15 protein-coding genes and 2 pseudogenes are annotated in these 20,249 nt (G+C 71.3%); 9 read left to right on the top strand and 8 right to left on the bottom strand.

The window, feature by feature from the left end:
- Window positions 1-145 precede the first annotated feature (145 nt).
- The 3 genes from AC07DS_RS36855 (at window position 146) to AC07DS_RS36845 (ending at window position 2,981) form a co-directional block, all read left to right on the top strand.
- Complete coding sequence (locus AC07DS_RS36855; RefSeq protein ID WP_479152570.1) at window positions 146-766, top strand: L-threonylcarbamoyladenylate synthase; 621 nt, start codon at window positions 146-148, stop codon at window positions 764-766.
- 111 nt (window positions 767-877) lie between these two features.
- Complete coding sequence (locus tag AC07DS_RS36850; protein WP_479152568.1) at window positions 878-1,633, top strand: dienelactone hydrolase family protein; 756 nt, start codon at window positions 878-880, stop codon at window positions 1,631-1,633.
- Between the two features lie 148 nt (window positions 1,634-1,781).
- A complete protein-coding gene (locus AC07DS_RS36845; protein WP_479152566.1) occupies window positions 1,782-2,981 on the top strand; it encodes a glycoside hydrolase family 64 protein in 1,200 nt (399 codons plus the stop codon).
- 243 nt (window positions 2,982-3,224) lie between these two features.
- On the opposite strand, the gene AC07DS_RS36840 is transcribed toward AC07DS_RS36845, so the two are convergent.
- Window positions 3,225-5,618, bottom strand: coding sequence for a M4 family metallopeptidase (locus AC07DS_RS36840; protein ID WP_479152564.1), 2,394 nt, complete (start codon window positions 5,616-5,618; stop codon window positions 3,225-3,227).
- A gap of 487 nt (window positions 5,619-6,105) precedes the next feature.
- Here AC07DS_RS36840 and AC07DS_RS36835 point away from each other — a divergent pair, with 487 nt between their 5' ends.
- Window positions 6,106-6,510, top strand: coding sequence for a hypothetical protein (locus tag AC07DS_RS36835; protein WP_479152562.1), 405 nt, complete (start codon window positions 6,106-6,108; stop codon window positions 6,508-6,510).
- A gap of 15 nt (window positions 6,511-6,525) precedes the next feature.
- On the opposite strand, the pseudogene AC07DS_RS36830 reads toward AC07DS_RS36835, so the two are convergent.
- From AC07DS_RS36830 to AC07DS_RS36820, 3 genes and pseudogenes are all read right to left on the bottom strand, one after another.
- Window positions 6,526-7,098, bottom strand: a pseudogene (locus tag AC07DS_RS36830) (transposase).
- A 53-nt stretch (window positions 7,099-7,151) separates the two neighbouring features.
- Window positions 7,152-7,499 carry a hypothetical protein gene (locus AC07DS_RS36825; protein ID WP_479152560.1) on the bottom strand — a complete coding sequence of 116 codons (348 nt, stop codon included), beginning with the start codon at window positions 7,497-7,499 and terminating at the stop codon, window positions 7,152-7,154.
- Between the two features lie 377 nt (window positions 7,500-7,876).
- Complete coding sequence (locus tag AC07DS_RS36820; protein WP_479152558.1) at window positions 7,877-8,635, bottom strand: MerR family transcriptional regulator; 759 nt, start codon at window positions 8,633-8,635, stop codon at window positions 7,877-7,879.
- Window positions 8,636-9,174: 539 nt separating this feature from the next.
- Between AC07DS_RS36820 and AC07DS_RS36815 the strand changes: the two genes are divergently transcribed.
- Window positions 9,175-10,977 (top strand): alkaline phosphatase family protein, encoded by a 1,803-nt coding sequence (locus AC07DS_RS36815; protein ID WP_479152556.1) that lies wholly within the window; start codon window positions 9,175-9,177, stop codon window positions 10,975-10,977.
- 10 nt (window positions 10,978-10,987) lie between these two features.
- Here the strand turns inward: AC07DS_RS36815 and AC07DS_RS36810 are convergent, their stop codons facing one another.
- Complete coding sequence (locus AC07DS_RS36810; protein WP_479152554.1) at window positions 10,988-13,285, bottom strand: zinc-dependent metalloprotease; 2,298 nt, start codon at window positions 13,283-13,285, stop codon at window positions 10,988-10,990.
- Between the two features lie 110 nt (window positions 13,286-13,395).
- On the opposite strand from AC07DS_RS36810, the gene AC07DS_RS36805 reads away from it, so the two are divergent.
- On the top strand, window positions 13,396-14,898 hold the full coding sequence (locus tag AC07DS_RS36805) for a metallophosphoesterase family protein (RefSeq protein WP_479152552.1): 1,503 nt from the start codon (window positions 13,396-13,398) through the stop codon (window positions 14,896-14,898).
- Window positions 14,899-14,988: 90 nt separating this feature from the next.
- Entirely contained in the window at window positions 14,989-16,017 is a 1,029-nt protein-coding gene (locus tag AC07DS_RS36800) for an LLM class flavin-dependent oxidoreductase (RefSeq protein WP_479152550.1), read from the top strand.
- 67 nt (window positions 16,018-16,084) lie between these two features.
- Here AC07DS_RS36800 and AC07DS_RS36795 read toward each other — a convergent pair whose 3' ends face one another.
- Together AC07DS_RS36795 and AC07DS_RS36790 are read right to left on the bottom strand one after the other, a co-directional pair.
- Complete coding sequence (locus AC07DS_RS36795; RefSeq protein ID WP_479152548.1) at window positions 16,085-17,059, bottom strand: TauD/TfdA dioxygenase family protein; 975 nt, start codon at window positions 17,057-17,059, stop codon at window positions 16,085-16,087.
- An 89-nt stretch (window positions 17,060-17,148) separates the two neighbouring features.
- Window positions 17,149-18,024 (bottom strand): helix-turn-helix domain-containing protein, encoded by an 876-nt coding sequence (locus AC07DS_RS36790; protein ID WP_479152546.1) that lies wholly within the window; start codon window positions 18,022-18,024, stop codon window positions 17,149-17,151.
- 149 nt (window positions 18,025-18,173) lie between these two features.
- Between AC07DS_RS36790 and AC07DS_RS36785 the strand changes: the two genes are divergently transcribed.
- Together AC07DS_RS36785 and AC07DS_RS36780 are read left to right on the top strand one after the other, a co-directional pair.
- The gene (locus AC07DS_RS36785) at window positions 18,174-19,037 is read left to right on the top strand and encodes an oxidoreductase (protein WP_479152544.1); all 864 of its coding nucleotides are present in this window, start codon (window positions 18,174-18,176) and stop codon (window positions 19,035-19,037) included.
- Window positions 19,000-19,305, top strand: a pseudogene (locus AC07DS_RS36780) (DNA polymerase ligase N-terminal domain-containing protein); the annotation flags it as partial. The gene AC07DS_RS36785 and the pseudogene AC07DS_RS36780, both read left to right, overlap by 38 nt.
- A gap of 45 nt (window positions 19,306-19,350) precedes the next feature.
- Here the strand turns inward: AC07DS_RS36780 and AC07DS_RS36775 are convergent.
- Complete coding sequence (locus tag AC07DS_RS36775; RefSeq protein WP_479152542.1) at window positions 19,351-20,118, bottom strand: dienelactone hydrolase family protein; 768 nt, start codon at window positions 20,116-20,118, stop codon at window positions 19,351-19,353.
- Between the last annotated feature and the right edge of the window lie 131 nt (window positions 20,119-20,249).

The following is a 20,249-nucleotide window of genomic DNA, read 5'->3' as shown; positions in this document are numbered from 1 at the left end:
GCAGCAGTTCACCGTCGGGCCTACGGCCCGCATCCCGGCGGCCGCGAGGGCGCGCCCGCACACGGAGCACCCCGGCCCGCACGGGCGTCGCGGCGCAGCGCGCCGGAGCCGCACGCGGTGCCCGGCGACGGCATAAGCTCGGCGGATGGCGAAGTACTTCGACGTGCACCCCGAGAACCCCCAGCCGCGCAGCATCACTCAGGTGGTCGACGCGGTCCGTTCGGGTGCGCTCATCGCATACCCCACCGACTCCTGCTACGCGCTCGGCTGCCAGCTGGGCAGCCGGGACGGCATCGACCGGATCCGTTCCATCCGCCACCTCGACGACCGGCACCACTTCACGCTGATGTGCCGGGACTTCGCGCAGCTCGGGCAGTTCGTCCGCGTCGACAACGACGTGTTCCGGGCCGTCAAGGCGTCGACTCCCGGCAGCTACACCTTCATCCTGCCGGCCACCCGCGAGGTCCCGCGCATGCTGCAGCATCCCAAGAAGAAGACCGTGGGCGTGCGCATCCCGGACCACGTGGTGACCCAGGCGCTGCTGGCCGAACTGGGCGAGCCGCTGCTGTCCAGCACGCTGCTGCTGCCGGACGAGGAGGAGCCCATGACGCAGGGCTGGGAGATCAAGGACCGGCTCGACCACGCTGTGGACGCGGTGGTGGACTCCGGCGACTGCGGCACCGAGCCGACCACGGTCGTGGACTTCTCCAGCGGCGAGGCGGAGATCGTGCGGCGGGGCGCCGGGGACACCTCCCGGTTCGAGTAGCGGGCGGAGGTCCGGCCCGGCGGTGTGGATCTTGCATGGCAGCATGAGACGTACACGCAGCACCGCGGGGCACCCGCCTCCCGCCGCTGATTCCTCAGGAGGCTTCTCGGCATGACCGCCGTACAGGGAACAGCCGTCGACATCCCGACCGGGGACGGCACCGCCGACGCGTACCTGGCCCACCCCGCGGACGGGAACCCGCATCCGGGCGTCCTGCTCTACCAGGACGCCTACGGTCTGCGCCCGCAGCTGAGGGCGATGGCCGACCGGCTCGCCGGCTCCGGTTACACGGTCCTGATGCCGAACGTCTTCTACCGGCACGGCCGCACACCGATCGGCGAGCTTCCGGAGTTCATCGACCCCGATGCCGACCCGACCATCTGGGAGCGGATCGGCCCGGTCATGGCCTCGCACACCCCCGATCAGGTCCGGCGGGACGCGGACGCCTACCTGGGCTGGCTGGCCGACAGCCCGCTGGTCGCCGACGGCCCGGTCGCGCTGACGGGTTACTGCATGGGTGCCCGCCTGGCGCTGCGCACGGCGGCCACCCATCCCGGGCGGGTGGCCGCGGCGGCCGGCTTCCACGGCGGCCGGCTGGCCACCGACGCCCCGGACAGCCCGCACCGTGGCGCCGGGCACATCACCGCCGAGCTGTACTTCGGCCATGCCGACCAGGACCAGTCCATGCCCGAGGAGCAGATCCGGCTCCTGGCGGACACACTCACCGCCGCCGGCGTACGGAACACCTGCGAGGTCTATCCGGGGGCGCAGCACGGCTACACGCAGGCCGACACTCCCTCCTACGACCAAAAGGCCGACGAGCGGCACTGGGCGGCACTTCTCGACCTGCTGGAGCGCACCTTCTGAGGTCTGCGGGGTGCCCGCCACACGGCGGGCGCCGCCCGGATCCCGTCCAACTCATTGACATGCACCCGCCCGACCGCAACTCTGAGAGCGCTCTCAAACAGGTACGGACCAATTTCCGTACGACCCCGACCCCACACGGAGGTGGAGAGTGCCTCTCGGCATCACGCGCCCCGCGCTGCCCCTGGCGGCCGCGGCGGCCCTGGTGGGCGGCCTGCTCACGCTGGTCGCACCGGACCCCGCCGGTGCCGCCGTTCCGGACACCGTCCCACTGAAGATCACCAACAACTCGGGCCGCTCCGACCCGGTGTACGTCTACGACCTCGGCACCCAGCTGTCCTCGGGACGGCAGGGCTGGGCCGACGCGAACGGCGCCTTCCACGCCTGGCCGGCGGGCGGCAACCCGCCGACTCCCGCACCGGACGCGGCGATCGCGGGGCCCGCCGCCGGACAGTCGAAGACGATCCGCATCCCGAAGTTCTCCGGCCGGATCTACTTCTCCTACGGCCAGAAACTGGACTTCCGGCTGACCACCGGCGGGCTGGTGCAGCCGGCCGTGCAGAACCCGTCCGACCCCAACCGGAACATCCTGTTCAACTGGTCGGAGTACACGCTCAACGACTCCGGACTGTGGCTCAACAGCACCCAGGTGGACATGTTCTCGGCGCCGTACGCGGTCGGCGTGCAGCGGGCCGACGGCAGTGTGATCAGCACCGGGCACCTCAAGTCCGGCGGCTACACCGGCTTCTTCAACGCGCTGCGCGGGCAGCCGGGCGGCTGGGCGAACCTGATCCAGACACGCTCCGACGGCACCGTGCTGCGCGCCCTGTCACCGCTGTACGGCGTGGAGACCGGGGCTCTGCCGGCGAACGTGATGGACGACTACGTCAACCGGGTCTGGCAGAAGTACTCGACGTCGACCCTCACGGTGACGCCGTTCGCGGACCAGCCGGGCACCAGGTACTACGGCCGGGTCTCGGGGAACGTCATGAACTTCACCAACGCCTCCGGAGCGGTCGTCACCAGCTTCCAGAAGCCGGACGCGTCCAGCATCTTCGGCTGCCACAAGCTGCTGGACGCGCCCAACGACGCGGTGCGCGGCCCCATCTCCCGCACACTGTGCGCCGGTTTCAACCGCTCCACCCTGCTGGTGAACCCCGACCAGCCGGACACCTCGGCGGCGAACTTCTACCAGGACGCGGTGACCAACCACTACGCGCGCAAGATCCACGCGCAGATGGCCGACGGCAAGGCGTACGCCTTCGCCTTCGACGACGTCGGCAACCAGGAGTCGCTGGTTCACGACGGCGGCCCGCAGCAGGCGTATCTGACGCTGGATCCCCTGTCCTGACATGCCGCGGGGGGGGGGGGGGGGGGGGGGGGGGGGGGGGGGGGGGGGGGGGGGGGGGGGGGGGGGGGGGGGGGGGGGGGGGGGGGGGCGAAGGCGTACCCCCCCCCCCCCCCCCCCCCCCCCCCCCCCCCCCCCCCCCCCCCCCCCCACCCCCACCCCCCCCCCCCCCCCCCCCCCCCCCTCCCCCCCCCCCCCCCCCCCCCACCCCCTCCCCCCCCCCCCCCCGGGACCGTGACGTGGGACTCAGCCGGTCGTCAGGGCGGTGTCGTCCACGACGAAGCTGGTCTGGAGCGAGGAGTCCTCGACCCCGTTGAACTTCAGCGTGACCGTCGAGCCCGCCAGCGAGGACAGGTCGAAGGACTTCTGGCTGTAGCCGGAGGCCTTGTTGAGGTTCGAGTACGTCGCCAGGGTCTTCGAACCGGCGGTCACCGTCAGCTTGTCGTACTGGGTGCTGGCGGTGGTCTCCGAGGTGTCGATGTGCAGGTAGAAGGTCAGCGTCGCCTTGCAGCCCGCGGGGATCGTCACCGACTGGGACAGGGTGTCGGTATGCGTGGTGCCGTAGCCGTCGAGCCAGGCCTTGTAGGAGCCGCTGTGGGCCGCCTCACCGCTGTCCGTGCCGATGACCCCGCTGGTCGCCGTCCAGCCGCTGCTGCCGGACTCGAAGCCGGGGTTGCTCAGCAACTGGGTCGAGGAGCAGCCGCCGCCGGTGGGGTTGACCGTCCAGCCGAAGGTCGCGGTGCCGGTCGCGCCGGTGGAGTCGGTCACCGTGACCGTGGTGCTGGAGCTGCCCGCGGTGGTGGGCGTGCCGGAGATCAAGCCGGTCGAGCTGTTGATCGACAGACCGGCCGGCAGCCCGGAGGCGCTGTAGGTGAGGGCACCGCTGTTGGTGCTGCTCGCCTGGACCTGCAGGCTGACCGCGGTGCCGACGGTGGCGGTCTGACTGCCCGGGTTGGTGACCGTCACACCGTTGCCCGGCGGGGTGACGTGGCTGCCGACGTTGATGCCGGCGAACGCGTTGGCCACTCCGGCGTACTGGGTGGAGTTGGCGCCGTAGAGCGAGGTGGCCGCGTTGAGGGCCGCGGTGCGGGCGGCGGCGTAGTCGGTGCTCGACGTCATGTACGACGTCAGCGCCTTGTACCAGATCTGCAGGGCCGCGGCCCGGCCGATGCCGGTGACGGCGACGCCGTCGGAGGTCGGGCTGTTGTAGGTGACGCCGTTGATGACCTTGGTGCCGCTGCCCTCGGACAGCAGGTAGAACATGTGGTTCGCGGGGCCCGAGGAGTAGTGCACGTCGAGGTTGCCGACACCGGAGTACCAGCTGTCGGCGGAGCCGCCGTCCTTGCTGGGCTTGTCCATGTAGCGCAGCGGGGTGCCGTCGCCGTTGATGTTGATCTTCTCGCCGATGAGGTAGTCGCCGACGTCCGAGCTGTTGTTGGCGTAGAACTCCACACCGGTGCCGAAGATGTCGGAGGTGGCCTCGTTCAGACCGCCGGACTCACCCGTGTACTCCAGGCCCGCGGTGTTGGAGGTGACGCCGTGGCTCATCTCGTGGCCCGCGACGTCCAGCGAGGTCAGCGGGTCGGCGTTGCCGGAGCCGTCGCCGTAGGTCATGCAGAAGCAGCTGTCGTCCCAGAACGCGTTCACGTACGCGTTGCCGTAGTGCGTCCGGGAGTACGCGGCGACGCCGTCGTTCTTGATGCCGGAACGTCCGAACGTGTTCTTGTAGAAGTCCCAGGTCTCCTGCGCGCCGTAGGCCGCGTCGGCACCCGCGGTGGCGGCGTTGGACGTCGTGCCGTTTCCCCAGGTGTCGTTCGTCTGGGAGAAGAGCGTGCCGGTGCCGGACGTACCGTGGTTGAGGTTGTACGTCTTGTGGCCGCCGCGCGAGGCGTCGTTCAGCGTGTACGTCGACCCCGACTGCGTCGTCGTCAGCGTGACCGTGCCGCTGTACTGGGTGTTGCCGGTGCCGGTCTTGACCGCCTGGTAGCGGTACAGCTCCTTGCCGGTGGCGGCGTCGGTGACGACGTGCAGCTGGCTGGGTGTGCCGTCGTCCTGGAAGCCTCCGACCACCGTCTCCCAGGCGAGCTTCGGAGTGCCGTGGCCGGCCCAGATCACCTTGCGGGCGCTGTCGGCGGTGGCCTTCTTGCCGTCGAGGGCCTTGGCGGCCTTGAGGGCCTTGGCCTCGGCGGCGGACTTGGTGAGGGCCGCGGTGGTGGAGGCGACCTCGATCTTGTGCTTGTTGTTGAAGGTCGTGCTCACGGTGCCCTTGGCCAGGGAGGCGGGCGGGGTGTGCACGACGAGGTCGCCGCCGAGGACCGGCAGGCCGGCGTAGGTGCGTTCGTAACGCGTGTGCAGGGTGCCGTCGTTGTCCTTGACGACATCCTTGACGACCAGCTTCTCCTTCGCGCCGAGCCCGAGGGTGCGGGCCGTCGCGGCGGTCTTCTCCTTGGCGCTCTTGATCAGCGCGGAGTGCTGGGTGGGGCTGAGCTTCGCCTCCAGGCCTCCGGTGCGAACGGGGCTGGGGTGGGGGCCTGCGGGCTTGGCGCTCGCCGGGACCGACTGGATGCCGACGGCGAGGAAGGCGGCGGTGGAGACCAGTGCCGCTCCGACCGTGGCCCGTCTGTGGGGAAGACGTCTCACTCGTACTCCTCCTGCTGCGGCCGCCGGGTCGCGACCGATGACAGACCGGACAGACGGGTGTGCTGCCCGGGACGAGCTGAGCTGTGCGGGGACCGTGATCCGTACACACACCTTGGAGGATCCGTGTGCTGGGGGAGGATTTCAGCTTTGACCCGCGCATGTCAGCCATGTCGTGGGCAATCGAGGGTTTTCCCTATGCGGGCGGGACAGCCCGGGACACTCCCGCAGGTATGACCCCCAAGTGCTCACGCAGGAACCGGACCTGATGGTCCAGCAGGTTCCCGGTCAGGCCCGGTGCGGATCGGCTGGTACCCCGCACCGGGCAGGAGCAGCACCTCGTGCGGGCGGGCCGCCGCGTGCCGGGCCTCGTCCCGGCGCAACAAGCGACTGGCACTGATGCCACCGCGAGTCGGGTGCCGGCGAACGGACGTTGCACTCCGTGGCGGCGAGAGTCGTACGTTCGTCGCTTGATCGCCACGGAGGGGCCATGCACCGTATCGCCGCCACTGTCTTCATCACCGCCGCTTGCCTCGCCATGTCGGCCTGCGCGACGGAGGCAGCTCGCCCCCACACCTCTGTACCGCGGGCAGAGGCAGCATCTCCTCCAGGCCCCGAGGCGAAATTCACGGTCGGCAGCGGCAACGGTCATGGGAACGCGTCCCTTCCGAACCTCACGGGTAAGAATTTGCAGGCTGCCCTGGATGAATCCCGAGCCGCCGGATTCCGGTCGATCCGCACGTACGACATCCGAAGCCGTGGGCGCAGACCGACCGTCGCTCGCAGCTGGAAGGTCTGCACCCAGATGCCCGGAGCACTGGGGAAGGTCAGCACCGACACCGCGATCCTCCTGGGTGTCGCGAAGCGCGAGGAAAACTGTCTCGGCGACAACTAGGACTTGTCCTGCCGATCATGTGCGGAGCCAGATGGTGAGGGCTGCGGCGGTGGCGGTGCCGAGGTAGACGTAACGGCGCTTGTCGCAGCGGGTGGCCACCGCCCGGTGCTGCTCGAGCCGGTTGACCGCTCGCTCGACGGAGCTGCGTTTCTTGTACCGCTCCTCGTCGAAGCCGGGTGGCCGCCCGCAGGCGGGCGACCTGGCTGTCGGTCTTCTCCGGGATCGTGTGCGGGATGCCCCGGCGCCGCAGGTACTCACGACAGGGCCCCCGTTGCTGTAGGCCTTGTCGGCCGCGAAGCTGTCGGGTTTCTTGCGCCGTCCGCGCTCAGGTGGAGCTTGGTGGTGAATCCGCCGCGCGAGCGGCCCAGGCCCTCACCGCCACCGCCGCTGCCGGTGGCGTTCGCAGACCGTCTTCCATGGCCCGAACCGTTCGGGCAGGTCACGCCACTGCATGCCGGTCCGCAGCCGGTGCAGAATCCCGTCGATCACCTGCCGGTGATCCCGCCAACGGCCACAACGCCTGTTGCTGACCGGCAGGAACGGCCGCATCCGTTCCCGCTCCGCATCACTCGGACCACCCCGCCCCATGCCCATGGCAACGGCCTGGACACGCGGCAGTCACACGGTCGACCGCGCAAGTCCTAGCCGGACGGCCGGATCGCAGCGAACCGCGCGCTCATGGCGGGACCAAGGTAGTCGACAAGGCCGTATCCGGGCTGATCCGGCCATGGCAGATTGAAGAGGAACGAGGTGCTGACCACCTCGCTCACTTCGGGGAGATCGAGTCGAAGCTGCTCTTCCAGGAACCGCAGTGTGACGCGCCAGGTCCCGTCTTTTCCAAGGAACGATGCGACGGTCTCCTGAACGACATCCCAGAAGAAGACGTGGGGCAGGACACCGTCCTCGTTGAAGACATGCGCGTCAAGGAGGTCCTCGAAGCCAGGCGCAACCGCGATCAAGTCCCGCACCAGCTGAACATCTCGTTCCACGGCACCCCCTCCCCAGGCCCTCAGGATAGATCCACACCCGCATCGGCCTGGGAAAGCCGTCCTCGACCGCACCATGGCGGCAGCGCCCCACCCAAGAAGTAGGCCGATCCTCGTCCATGATCGGCAGGACAAGTCCTGGGCGATCCGCCGACCGGTGGGGCCCGGATCGGCCACCGGGCGGGGGCGGGAAGCCGCGGGGGCTCACCGCCGCCCACCCGTACGATCCACGACGCACCGGGGCACCGCGAGTGAAGCGGGCGGTGCGGACGAGCTGGGCGGGGAGGGAGCGGGGGGCCACGGTTGGGAGGCGAGGTGCCGTCGGCGGTGTGCGGGACAGAGGGGCTGGAGCCGGGCTCCGGCCCCTCGTGGTGCCTTGGTCAGCCGAGCCGTGTGTCGGCGTAGGACTCCATGGCGTCACGCTGGTAGGCGGCCAAACCGGGGGCGATGGCCTCGTATGCGGCACGCCAGGCGTCGTTGTCCACGCAGGAGCGGCCGATGGCCCGGTACTCGTCGACGGTCACGGTCCGCAGCGCCGTCAGGGCCCGGTACTGGACGTCGATCTCGGCCTGCACCGGCTCGGCGTCGGCCACGTGCCCGGCGGCCATGAGCTCTGCCAGCCGGACCATCTGCGCGGTGCGCTCGCGCTGCCCGGCCTCGACGTCCTGCGGGCTCATCCCGGCGACCCGGCGGGCGACTTCTTCGGCGTGCTCGGGGAAGTCGCGCAGGGTCTCCTGGTACTGGGCGGGCGTCACGCCCTCGAACAGGTTCTCCGGCCGGTTGATGGTCATGGGTCTGCCGTCCTTCCTGGACTGTTCCAGTGCGGCGATCGTGCGCGAGACGGCGCCGGCCAGGGCATCGAGGCGGTCGCGTTCGGCGAGCAGCCGCTGATGGTGGCCGCGCAGCGCTTCCGCCTCGTCGACCTGCTCGGCCAGGACCCGGCCGATCTCGGGCAGTCCCAGGCCCAGCGCCCGCAAAACGAGGATCTGCTGCAGCCGCAGCAGCTCGCGCTCCTCGTAGTAGCGGTGGCCGTTGGTCCCGATCCGGGCGGGCGGGAGCAGGCCGATCTCGTCGTAGTGCCGCAGGGTTCGGGCGGTCACGCCGGACATCCGGGCGACCTCCGCGATCGGCCAGTCCATCACCGTCTCCCTCACACATGTGTCGCCGGGCCGGTCTCTCCGGCCCTGTCCAGGACGTTAGAAGCTGCCGCAACGGCAACTGCAACCCCAAGCTCCAGCCGTACCGGCCCCGGACTCCGAAGGCGGCACGACCACCCCCGGACCCGCCCGACACTGCGAACCGGGGTTGACCTTCACGTATGGGTCAATGCCTAGCGTCGCCCGCTACGAGGTGGGAGCGTGATGTACCTACTCGGAAGCGTGCGCCGACGCCTGCGGCGTGGGCGCACACCGGGTGGCGGATCTGCAGGAGAGGATCGCGACCCTCACCCGGGTGCGGGACACCCTCGTCCGCCGGATGCCCTGGCCGGCGGCGCCCGGTGACGCGCCGCAGGGGGGGCGCCGCCTGACCGACACCATGCCAACTTGTCTGGTCAAGTTTGGTCTCGGTTCTTCCGTTCGACAGCGCAGACCGATACCCATGTCCCGTTCATCGTGCACAGCTGGGCCCCACGGCCCTCACCCTCACCACACCCTCTTGAACGGGACGAGGTACACGCATGCGACTGCGCTGGAGATCCCTCGGCGGGCTCCTGGCCCTCCTCGGCGCACTGATCGTCTCCACTCCCCCGGCCCACGCGGCCGGGAGCAGCGGCAATCTGATCGTCAACGGCGATGCGGAGGCCGGTGGTTACTGCACCGACGACTGGTCCGCGGCCACCACGGTGCCCGGCTGGACGACCCAGGCCGGCGGCCCGGACGTCATGTGCCACACCGCCGGGTCCTTCGGGCTGCCCGGCGACGGCAAGGCCCCCGGCAAGGCCTTCTTCGGGCCCGGCAACTTCGGTGACGGCTCGATGTCGCAGACCGTGGACGTCTCCTCGGCGGCCACGGCCGTCGACGGCGGAGGCGTGAGCTACAACCTCTCCGGCTGGCTCGGCGGCTGGACGGTCTACGGCGGATATGTCGCGGTCGGCCTGCACTTCCAGGACGCGAGCGGCCACCCGCTCGGTGTGACCGCCAAGCTGCCGACGGTCTCCGCGTCCGACCGGGGCCTGGCCACCAAGTTCCTGTCCCGCAGCACCACCGGCCAGGTGCCCGCCGGGACCCGGTCGATCCAGGTCGAGGTGCAGTTCCTGTCGACGTCGCACGAGGCCGGCTACCTCGACAACCTCTCCCTCACCCTGAACACCCCGGTCACCGCGCCGGCGCCGCTCACCCCGCCGGTGTCCCGAGTGCCCGGCTACGACCACGTGTTCATGGTCATGATGGAGAACACCGACTACTCCGAGGTCATGAACGATCCGGCCGACACGCCCTACATGCACAGCCTGATGAACCAGGGCGCGACCCTGACCGACTTCCACGGCGTCTACCACCCGAGCGACGAGAACTACCTCGCCGTCGCGGGCGGTGACACGTACGCCAAGGGCGCCACGTACTGGCCCAACATCAACTCCCCGCAGCGCAACCTGGGCGACACCCTGGAGGACGCCGGGAAGACCTGGAAGGCCTACGAGCAGGGTATGGGCACCCCCTGCAACACCAAGAACAACAACGACAGCTACTACGAGCCCGACGACGCCCCGTTCATCAACTACACCGACATAAGCGGCAACGCCTCGCGCTGCGCCGCCCACCTGTTCGACACCTCGCAGCTGACCACCGACCTGCAGTCGGCCGCGACCACGCCGAACTTCTCCTGGATCGCCGCCGACGACTACTACGACGGCGAGGCCTCCGGCAACGGCAGCGCCACCAGCCTGAAGACGCAGGACGGCTGGCTGAAGCAGACTCTCGCCCCGGTGCTGTCCTCCCCCGCCTGGACCCAGCAGCGCTCCCTGCTCGTCCTGACGTGGGACGAGAGCCAGAGCGAGGCCTACAACCACATCGTCACCACGGTCGTCGGCTCGCAGGGCACCGTCCCGGCCGGCACCAGCAGCCCCGCCCACTACGACCACTACGGCATAGCCCGCACCATCGAGTCGGCCCTCGGCCTGCCCGGCCTGACCGCCAACGACACCTACGCGACGCCGCTGAACGCCGCCTTCGCACCGTCCACCGCGACGGCGCCGACGCTCACCGGTGACCTGAACACGGTCGCGAACGGCGGCAACGTCACCTTCCGGTACTCGGTTCCGTCCGCCGCGCAGGCCGGTGCGAAGAACTGGATCGGCATCTACCCGGCCGGCGTCACCCCGGGCCAGCGGTCCGCACTGACCTGGGCCTACACGCCCAACACCAGTGGCGCGGCGACCTTCTCCACCGGCAAGCTGGGCGGCGCGGGCAAGTACGACGTGTACTACCTCGCCAATGACGGCTACTCGGTGCTGGCCGGGCCGTTCTCGCTGACCGTGGACTGATCGGGCACCCTCAGTTCGGCGCCCCGGGCGGTACCCGGGGCAGCGGGTCGAGCCGCACCGTGCGCGGGTCGGCCAGGTAGGCACCGATCGACCTGGCCGCCTCACGCCGCTGTTCGCCGGTCTGCACGCGCAGGGTGTCGGCGAGGCGCCGCAGAGCGTCCCGGAGGGTGGCTCTGACCGGCGCGTGCAGGCCGGGCGATCCGAGGACGGTCAGCAGATGGTTCAGGACGGTCCAGTCGGCTGTCTGCCGCACGCCCGCGGCGCCCGGCACAGTTGCGTCACCGTCCTCCTCGTCGCTCAGCCAGGTCGTGGCCAGCAGGGCGTCCACGACATCCCCGACACCCGGCATGGCCGGGTCCTCGGCGTGCTGCCAGGCCACACGGCCGAGCCGGGCGGGGTCGAGCAGTTCGGCGGTGACGAGGGTGACGGCGGTCCGTACGGCCTCGAAGGGGTCAAAGAGCCGTCCGGTGCGGGTGTCGAAGTACTGGTCGGTCCGCTCGTACCGGATGGCGGGCGGGGTGAGGACGTCCAGCACTGCCTCGGGCAGACCGAGCCGACCGGTCCGGAGCAGCTCGGCCAGCCGGGTCAGGGCCGTTCGCTGGGTGGCCGCGTCGACGGCCGCCACGCCCGGGGAGTCGTCTCCGGCCTGCGCATAGCCGTACCGGACCCCACCGACGAGGCGGGCCACGGCGGTGACCTCGTGGCGGTGGAGCAGGTGCAGCAGCACCGCCCGTTCCTCCAGTTCACCGGTCTGCCGCCCGCGCGGCAGTACCCCACGCGAGAAACCCTCCATGGCGATGCGGCGTACCCGGAGCACGGTCTCCAGGGCCCGGATCGCGTCTCCCCCGGTCACCCAGGGCACGCCGTCCGGGTGCGCGGCCGCGGTGCCCTGGGCGTCCACGTCGCTCACGTACATCAGGCCCGCATCTGCCACCCCGCGGCGCAGACCGGCCAACTCCCCTTCCTCGTCGGCGAAGTGGCCGTAGCCGTGGGCGACGAGGAAGTGGTCCCAGGGGCCCAGGCCTGTCGGGTAGGCGTGGGTGAGGTCGAGGCCGCCGGTGTCGGTCACGGTGACGTGGGCGTGCGGGTAGTCCATGACGGACGGTGCCGGGTGCCGCGTGCTGGCGAAGTTGTGCATGAACCCGAGGGCGTGGCCGATCTCGTGCGCGGCGAGCAGGCGGAGCCGTGCGAGCACCAACTCCTCGACGGAGGCGAGGCCTTCGGCCTCATCGGGGCGGCCGTACGGGGCGAGCAGTGCCTCGCCGAGGGCACGGACCTGGTCGAGGCGCTGGGAGCCGAGCCGGACCCGGGCGTGCAGGATCTCACCGGTGCGCGGGTCGGTCAGGCCCTGCCCCAGGGACCAGCCGCGACCGGAACGGTGCACCCACACCACGCCGTTGACCGCCGGATCGTACGGGTCGAAGTCGTCTCCCGCGGCCTCCACGCGGTAGGCGTCCGGCAGACCGATCCGGGCGAAGGCCTCCCGCCACCAGTTGCCGCCCTCGACGACCGCCGTACGGAAGGGCTCGGGGACGGCCGGGTCGACGCGGAAGACGACGGGCGCGCCACCGGGCTCGGCGCGGAACCGGGGCTGGACCTTCACCTGGGTGTCCGCACGCCCGGCCAGGCCGTGGTCGGCCCACCCGACGCCGTAGCTGCCCGAGGCCGGATGGTAACGGCGGGCGTGCAGCGGGGACTTGGGCAGGCGCAGGAGGACCAGCTGCTGGACGACGGTCACCGCGCGCGGATCGGCGGCGACCGCTCGGAGCGCCGGGCCGCGGCCTTGGCCCCGGAAGGTGAGCAGCGCGGGCAGGCGGACGGCGTCCGGGCCGGTACGGCTCTCGGCGACGAGCGGGAGACTCGTGGCGGCGTCGAGGGCGTACTCGCCCTGTCCCGCGTCCTCCAGGTGCTCGGCGACACGGTCGTGGTCGTACAGGACGAGCCCGGTGGCGTCCACGACGACCGCGCCCGCCGCCTCCCGCAGCACTGTTCCGCTCCACACCACGGACACGGCGAAGGACTCCTGGCCCGCTCGCACGCCGGCCGGTTCACCGCTGGTCAGGAAGTGCTTGTTGCGTACGACGAGCAGCACCCGGCCGCCCGCCCGGCGGAACTCCGCGAGGCGGGCCTTGCCCGCCCGGCCCCGGTCCAGCTGCAGTTCGCCGGAGCCGACGCCCTGGGAGAGGGAGACGGTGAGCAGGAACGGCTCGTCGAAGTGGCGGATGCCCAACAGCAGCCGCTCCGGGCCGCTTTCGAGGTCGGGTACGAGGTCAAGGAAGCCGGGGTCGGAAGTGTCGTCGCCGGTCATGCGGGCCTCTCGGTCGGTGGGGTCCGGGAACGCTCGGTGCGGGTCCGGGGACGCATCGTGTCAGGCCCCGCCCTGTGGGCCGTGATCGGCACGTTGTTACCGTGCACCGCGTGTCTGACTCCTCACGCGATACCGCACAGGGCGCGGGCTGGGGCGCGGCCGAACGCGGCGCCTACCAGCAGCTGATGCCCGACCATGTCGAGAAGCTGTCGTGGCTGAACCCGAGGACCCTGTGGGCCGCCCGCAACGGGGTTCTGGCGTCCTGGTTCGGCGACCCGACGGGCCGTACCCGCAGCCGCCTGGTGGCCCGGCAGGCCGAGGCGGGTGCACCCGTCGACAAGGTGATCCGGCGGGAGGTGCCGGACCGGTTCTCCTTCATGGTCATCGGGGACACCGGAGAGGGCGACGACTCCCAGTACGCCGTCGTGCCGGGGTTTCTGAAGGCGGGTCGGGAAACCGAGTTCGCGGTGATCGCGAGCGATGTCATCTACCCCGTCGGCAGCGCGGACGACTACGGCACCAAGTTCTTCCGGCCGTACCAGGAGTACCCGGCACCCATATACGCGATACCCGGCAACCACGACTGGTACGAGGACCTCGGCGCGTTCATGCGCGTTTTCTGCGCCGACACCCCGCCGCCGTCCCCCGAGCCCACGTCGCGCCCGCTCACCGGCGCCTGGTGGCAGAACCTGCTCTGGCACCGGCCGCGCCCGGGGGACGGCCGACGTCTGGCCGAGGCGAAGAAGTTGCGGTCGGCGCCCGGGCAACAGGCCGTGCAGCCGGGGCCGTACTGGGCGATCGACGCCGGTCCGGTGCGGATCGTGGGCATCGACACCGGGCTGCTGGGCACGGTCGACGCCGAACAGGGCGCGTGGCTGCGGGAGGTCTCCCGCGGGCCGAAGCCGAAGATCCTGATCACCGGCTCACCGCTGTACGTGGACGGCGAGCACCACCCCTGCGCCATCGAGGACGGCGGCACGGTCGACGACATCGTCCGTGACCCGGCGCACCACTACGTGGCCGCGATCGGCGGTGACATCCACAACTACCAGCGCTATCCGGTCGACGTGGACGGCCGGACCATCCAGTACGTGGTCGCGGGCGGCGGCGGAGCGTTCATGCACGCCACGCACACCATCCCGCGGGTGTCGGTCGCGGGAGTCACCGAGCGGGACTTCCGCTGCTATCCGCTGCGCGGCGACTCGCTGGCCTTCTACAGCCGCCTGTACGGCCGCCGCCTGCGCCTGCGCCGCTTCTTCACGCTCACCGAGTCCGAGGCGGCGGCCGTCATCGCCGAACGGCTGGGCATCGAGCCGGGCCGGGCGCCCGGCCCGGACACCCGGGTCACCCGGCGCACCCGCCGGGTGGCGAGCCTGCTGGGCACCGGCGGCCGCCCCGACCGCGCCTCCCGGTTCCGGCTGCCCGTGCGCAAGCTGTACACGCAGCTGTTCTCGCCGGGCTCGGCCACCTACAGCCCGCCGTTCTTCAAGTGCTTCCTGCGCCTGGACGTCACCCCGGAGGCGGTACGGCTGCGCTGCTTCGCGGCGACGGGCAACCGTGCCCAGGAACTCGATCCGCCGGTCGAGGACGAGGTCACCATCCCGCTGAACTGATCACACGGTTGTCACACCCGCCTGCCAGAATCGGGGCAGGGCCGACGCCGGAACAGGGGCGGAGCCGACGTACGACCGCTGGAGGAGCCCGTGCCGTCCACCGCCCGCCCGCTGCGCAAGCTGGGCTTCCTCACCATCGGTCTGTTCGACGCGGCCGACCCGGGCCGGGGCCACGAGAGCACGCTGGAGATCATCGAGCTGGGCGAGCGGCTGGGCTTCGACAGCGCCTGGGTCCGCCACCGGCACCTGCAGTACGGCATCTCGTCCCCGGTCGCGGTGCTGGCGGCGGCCTCACAGCGCACCCGGCGCATCGAGCTGGGCACCGCGGTGATCCCCCTGGGCTGGGAGAACCCGCTCCGCCTGGCCGAGGACCTGGCGACCGTGGACATCCTGTCCGGCGGCCGGCTGAACCCCGGCGTCAGCGTGGGACCGCCGATGCACTACGAGCAGGTGAAGGAGGCCCTGTACCCGGACACCGCGGACGCCGAGAACTTCGGCTACGGACGGGTGCGCCGCCTCCTCGGCTTCGTGCGCGGCGAGGCGGCCAGCGACTTCAGCGGGGTGGAAGGCTTCGAAGTGTTCTCGGACGTCGTCCAGCCGCACTCCCCCGGACTCGGCCGGCGGCTCTGGTACGGCGGCGGCAGCCTCGGCTCGGCGCGCTGGGCGGGCGAGCACGGCATGAACTTCCTGACCAGCAGCGTGGTCAGGGCCGAGGACCCGGATGGGCCACTGGACTTCGCGGAGATCCAGCTGTCCCACGTCCGTGCCTTCCGTGCCCAGCACCCCGACGGGGACGCGGCCCGTGTCTCCCAGGGCCTGGTGGTGATCCCCACCGACTCGGCGAGCCCCGAGCAGCGGGCCAGGTACGAGGCGTACGCCGCCGAACGCCTCCCCCGGACGGCCGCCCCGCAGGGCCCGGCGCGACTGCTCTTCGCCCCGGACCTGGTCGGCACCTCCGGCGAACTCGCCGAGCGGCTGCAGGCGCACGCCGCGTTCCGTGAGATCGACGAGGTGGCGTTCGCGCTGCCGTTCACCTTCGAACACGAGGACTACGTCCAGATCCTGACCGACATGGCGACGAGACTGGGCCCGGCGCTGGGGTGGCGGCCGGCGGCCTGATCCCCCGCCCTTCGTCGGCAGACCGCTGTCGCCGACGTCCGCCTCGACGCCGGTGACGCATCCGCGCTCACCAGCGGCCCGCCTCCGTACCGGTGACGGGCTCGGACGGCCTGCCGTCCACACCCACCGGTACCTCACCCGCGAGCATCACCCGATGCATGATCCGTGGAAAGCCCAGGTGGGCGCTGTCGCCGGGGGCCAGGTGGATGGTGGCCCGGTTGTCCCAGAAGGCGACGCTCCCGGGCTCCCAGCGGAAGCGGACCGTGTACTCGGGCCGGACCGCCTGCTCCAGCAGCATCTCCAGCAGGGCCGCACTCTCGGGGCGGGAAACGCCGGAGATCTGCTCCAGGTAGTACCCGTTGACGAACAGCACCCGCTCGCCCGTCTCCGGGTGCACGCGCACCAGCGGGTGCACCGAGGCGACCTGGTGGTCCAGGAGGTGCCGGACGTACCCGTCGTCACCGGGCCGCGGCTGGTAGCCGACACCGAGCCGGTGCTCGGCGCGCAGCCCGTCCACGAAGGCACGGACCGGCGCCGACAGCCCGGCGTAGGCGGCGGCCAGGTTGGCCCAGGTGGTGTCGCCGCCGTACGGCGGTACGGTCTCGGCGCGCAGGATGGTCGCGGCCGGCGGGTCGATGCGGGCGCCGTGGTCGCAGTGCCAGCCCCGCAGCAGCGTGTGGCGGCGGCGCCGCAGCCACTCCTCGTGCTCCATGCCGAAGCGCCCGCCCAGCTCCAGCCGGTCGGCTGTCGTCTCCACCTCCGGGAAGTCCGGCGGCGAGGCACTGCCACGCCGGCCGAGGACGACCGGCTCACCGAAGCGGCGGGCGAGTGCCACGTGACCGCGGTGGTCCAGCTCCTGCCCGCGAAAGAACACCACCTTCCAGCGCAGCATCGTCTCCCGGACCAGGGCGACCACGGCGTCGTCGAGCGGTCCGGCGAGGTCGACACCGGTGATCTCGGCACCGATGTGCCCGGCCGCCGGATGTACCTCGACACCCTTGACCCGATCCGCCCGCTCCGCCGTGTCCCTGTGCGTCGTCATGTGCGCTCCGATGGTCGTCCGAACCGGCTCCACGGAGATCGTGACACCGTGTGCCCCCGGACCGCGAACTCCGTTGCCGCGCCGCCGGTCTACTGCTCCTCGACGCGCTCGGTCCGGGCGCCCGTGTGGGGTGCGGTGAGGCTGCCGAGGATGTCGAGGAGTTCGGCACTGCGGCTGCCGGGCTCGGCGTGGAAGACGACCAGGGTGAGTCCGTCGGTGCCGTCCACGGAGAGTTTGTTCGAGTGCAGGTCCACGTCGCCGACCTGCGGGTGGCTCAGGTGGCTGACCCGGCCGCGCCGGGGCCGTACGTCGTGCCGGGCCCAGAGCATGCGGAAGCGTTCGCTGCGCAGGGACAGGTCGCCGACCAGGTCGCGCAGCTGGGGGTCGTCGGCGTCGGGCCCGGCGTAGGTGCGCAGGGTGGCCACGCCCTCCTCGGTCAGGTCCTCCCAGTCCCGGCGCAGTGCCCGCTCGGCGGGGTCGAGGAAGACGGCCCGCAGCAGGTTGACGCCGGGCCGGCAGTTCGGGGTGAGGGCCGTGGCGAGGGCGTTGGCGGCGAGGACGTCGGTGTACCGGTTCTGGATGTAAGCGGGGTTGCGGGGCCAGCCGTCGATGAGCTGCAGAAGGCTGGACGGCACCGGTTCGCGGCCGCGCGCCGCCCGGGTGGGGGACGGGGGCCGCTCACCGGTGGGCCGCTCCTGGACCAGGCCGAGCAGGTAGGAGGTGGCATCGGCGTCCAGCCGCAGCACCCGGGCGATGGCCTCGAGGACCTGCGCGGACGGGTTGCGGTCGCGGCCCTGCTCGAGGCGCAGGTAGTAGTCGGAGCTGATGCCGGAGAGCATCGCGACCTCCTCGCGGCGCAGCCCCGGCACCCGGCGCAGGCCCGAGCCGGGCAGCCCCACGTCCTCGGGCCGGACCTGTGCCCGGCGGGCGCGCAGGAACTCGCCGAGCGCGTTCGTACCGTCCATGACACCACCGTACGGCCGTACCGGTGGCCGTGACTGTCCCTGTCACTCCCAGGAACGCGGGGGCACTGCCGCCCTGGCGGTGTTCGGCGCACCGTGGAGACAGGGTCCCGGACGTACCGGTGACCCTCGCACTGCACGAGAGGTACGACATGACTGCACAGCTCGGCGGCACCGTCTCCCCGGCCGACGGTCTGACCCTGACCCGTATGGGCTACGGCGCCATGCAGCTGGCCGGGCCGCATGTGTTCGGTCCGCCGAAGGACCGGGCGCGGGCCGTGGCGGTGCTCCGTGCGGCGGTGGAGGCGGGCATCACCCACATCGACACCGCCGACTTCTACGGCCCCGTGGTCGTCAACGAGATCATCAGGGAGGCCCTGCGCCCCTACCCGGACGAGCTGCACATCGTGACCAAGGTCGGCGCGCGGCGGGGAGCCGACGGCAGCTGGACCGTGTCCCGGCACCCGGAGGACCTGAAGGCGCAGGTGCACGACAACCTGCGGCACCTGGGGCTGGAGACGCTGGACGTGGTCAATCTGCGGCTCGGCGACATGGACACCCCGAACGAGGACTCCGTCGCCGACCAGTTCGGCGCCCTGGCGGAGCTGCGGCAGCAGGGCCTGATCCGGCACCTCGGGCTCAGCGCCGCGTCCGCCGCGCAGCTGGCCGAGGCACAGGAGATCGCGCCCGTGGTCACGGTGCAGAACCTGTACAACTTGGCCAACCGGCAGGACGACCCGCTCGTCGAGCGTACGGCGGCGCAGAACATCGCCTTCGTGCCGTACTTCCCGCTGGGCGGGTTCACACCGCTGCAGTCCGAGACGCTGGCGAAGGCGGCCGCGCGGCTGGGCACCGCACCGCAGCAGGTCGCCCTGGCCTGGCTGCTGCGCCGCTCGCCGAACATCGCGCTCATCCCCGGCACGTCGTCCCCGGACCACCTGCGCGAGAACATCGCCGCGGCCGCGCTGGTCCTCCCGGATGACGCGGTCGCGGAGCTGGACGGCATGGCCGGCTGAGCCCCGCGAGCCGTCGGGGCAGGCGGCGGCCCCGGCGGGCGCGCGGCCCCGTTTCGTGGTGCAGATCCATGGCGCGCGCCGCATGCACTTCGACTTCCGGCTGCAGGTCGGGGACGTGCTGAAGTCCTGGTCCGTCCAGCGGGGTCCGTCGACGGGCCCCGGGGACAAGCGGCCGGCCGTGCCCACCGATGACGATCCGCTGGAGTACGAGGACTTCGGGGGCGTGATCCCGCAGGGCGAGTACGGCGGGTCGTCGACGTACCAGCCCCGTCGGCGGTGGGCGTCGGGGTGGTCTGCTCGGTCTCTGTGGTGCTCATGACTCCGGTGTCCCGGGGGTGGGGCATGCGGTGAGGTGGGTGTCGAAGAAGGTCTCGATGCGCTGCCATGCGTCGGCGGCGGATTCGGGGTGGGGTCCCATGCCGGTGACCCGCAGGAGCGGGCGCAGGAGCTTGGGGCCGACTTCGGCGTCGTTGAGGAAGGAGTGGCCCGCGTCCGGGTACTCCTTGACGTCGTGGACGACTCCGAGCCGGTCCAGGGCGCTCTCCAGCCGGGCGGCCGCTCCCCGGAGCATGCGGTCCCGGCCGCCGTAACTCCCCACTACGGGGCAGGCGTCGGTCAGGACGGCATCCAGGTCCTTCGGCAGCAGGCCGTAGTTGGCGGCTGCCGCGTCGAACTGGCCGCGGCCGGCCGTCATCAGGGCGAACGAGCCGCCCATGCAGAAGCCGATGATGCCCACGGCGCCGGTGCAGTCGGGATGTCCGGCGAGATGGTCGCGGGCGGCTTCGATGTCCTGGTAGGCGCGCCCCTTCCCCGACAGCGCGGCCCGCAGGGTGGCCACCAGGCAGCGCCGCGCGCCGCCCTGGGTGAACAGGTCGGGCATGAGCGCCAGATAGCCCGCGTCGGCCAGCCGACGCGTCTGACGCAGCATCACCTCGTCCACACCGAGGGCCTCGTGGACGACCACGACACCCGGCCAGGGGCCGTCACCCGCCGGGCGGGCGAGATGCCCGGTGAGCTGCCGGGAGCCGCCCAGCCGACTGCTCAACGGGCCCAGTTCCACTGCTTCTCCAGAAAGGGGCATCGACTACCTCCAGCACTTGGACACAGAGCAGGTGTTTACCGATGCGCCATTTGCGAAACGGGGCCAGGGGCGGTTTCAAGCAATGCGGATTACCGGGTTCCGCCCGCGACTCTCCCTCCCCGGGCCTATGT

It is taken from the genome of Streptomyces sp. NPDC044064 (assembly GCF_056434245.1).
The sequence above is the reverse complement of the archived record's forward strand: the minus strand, read 5'-3'. Positions and strand labels throughout refer to the sequence as shown.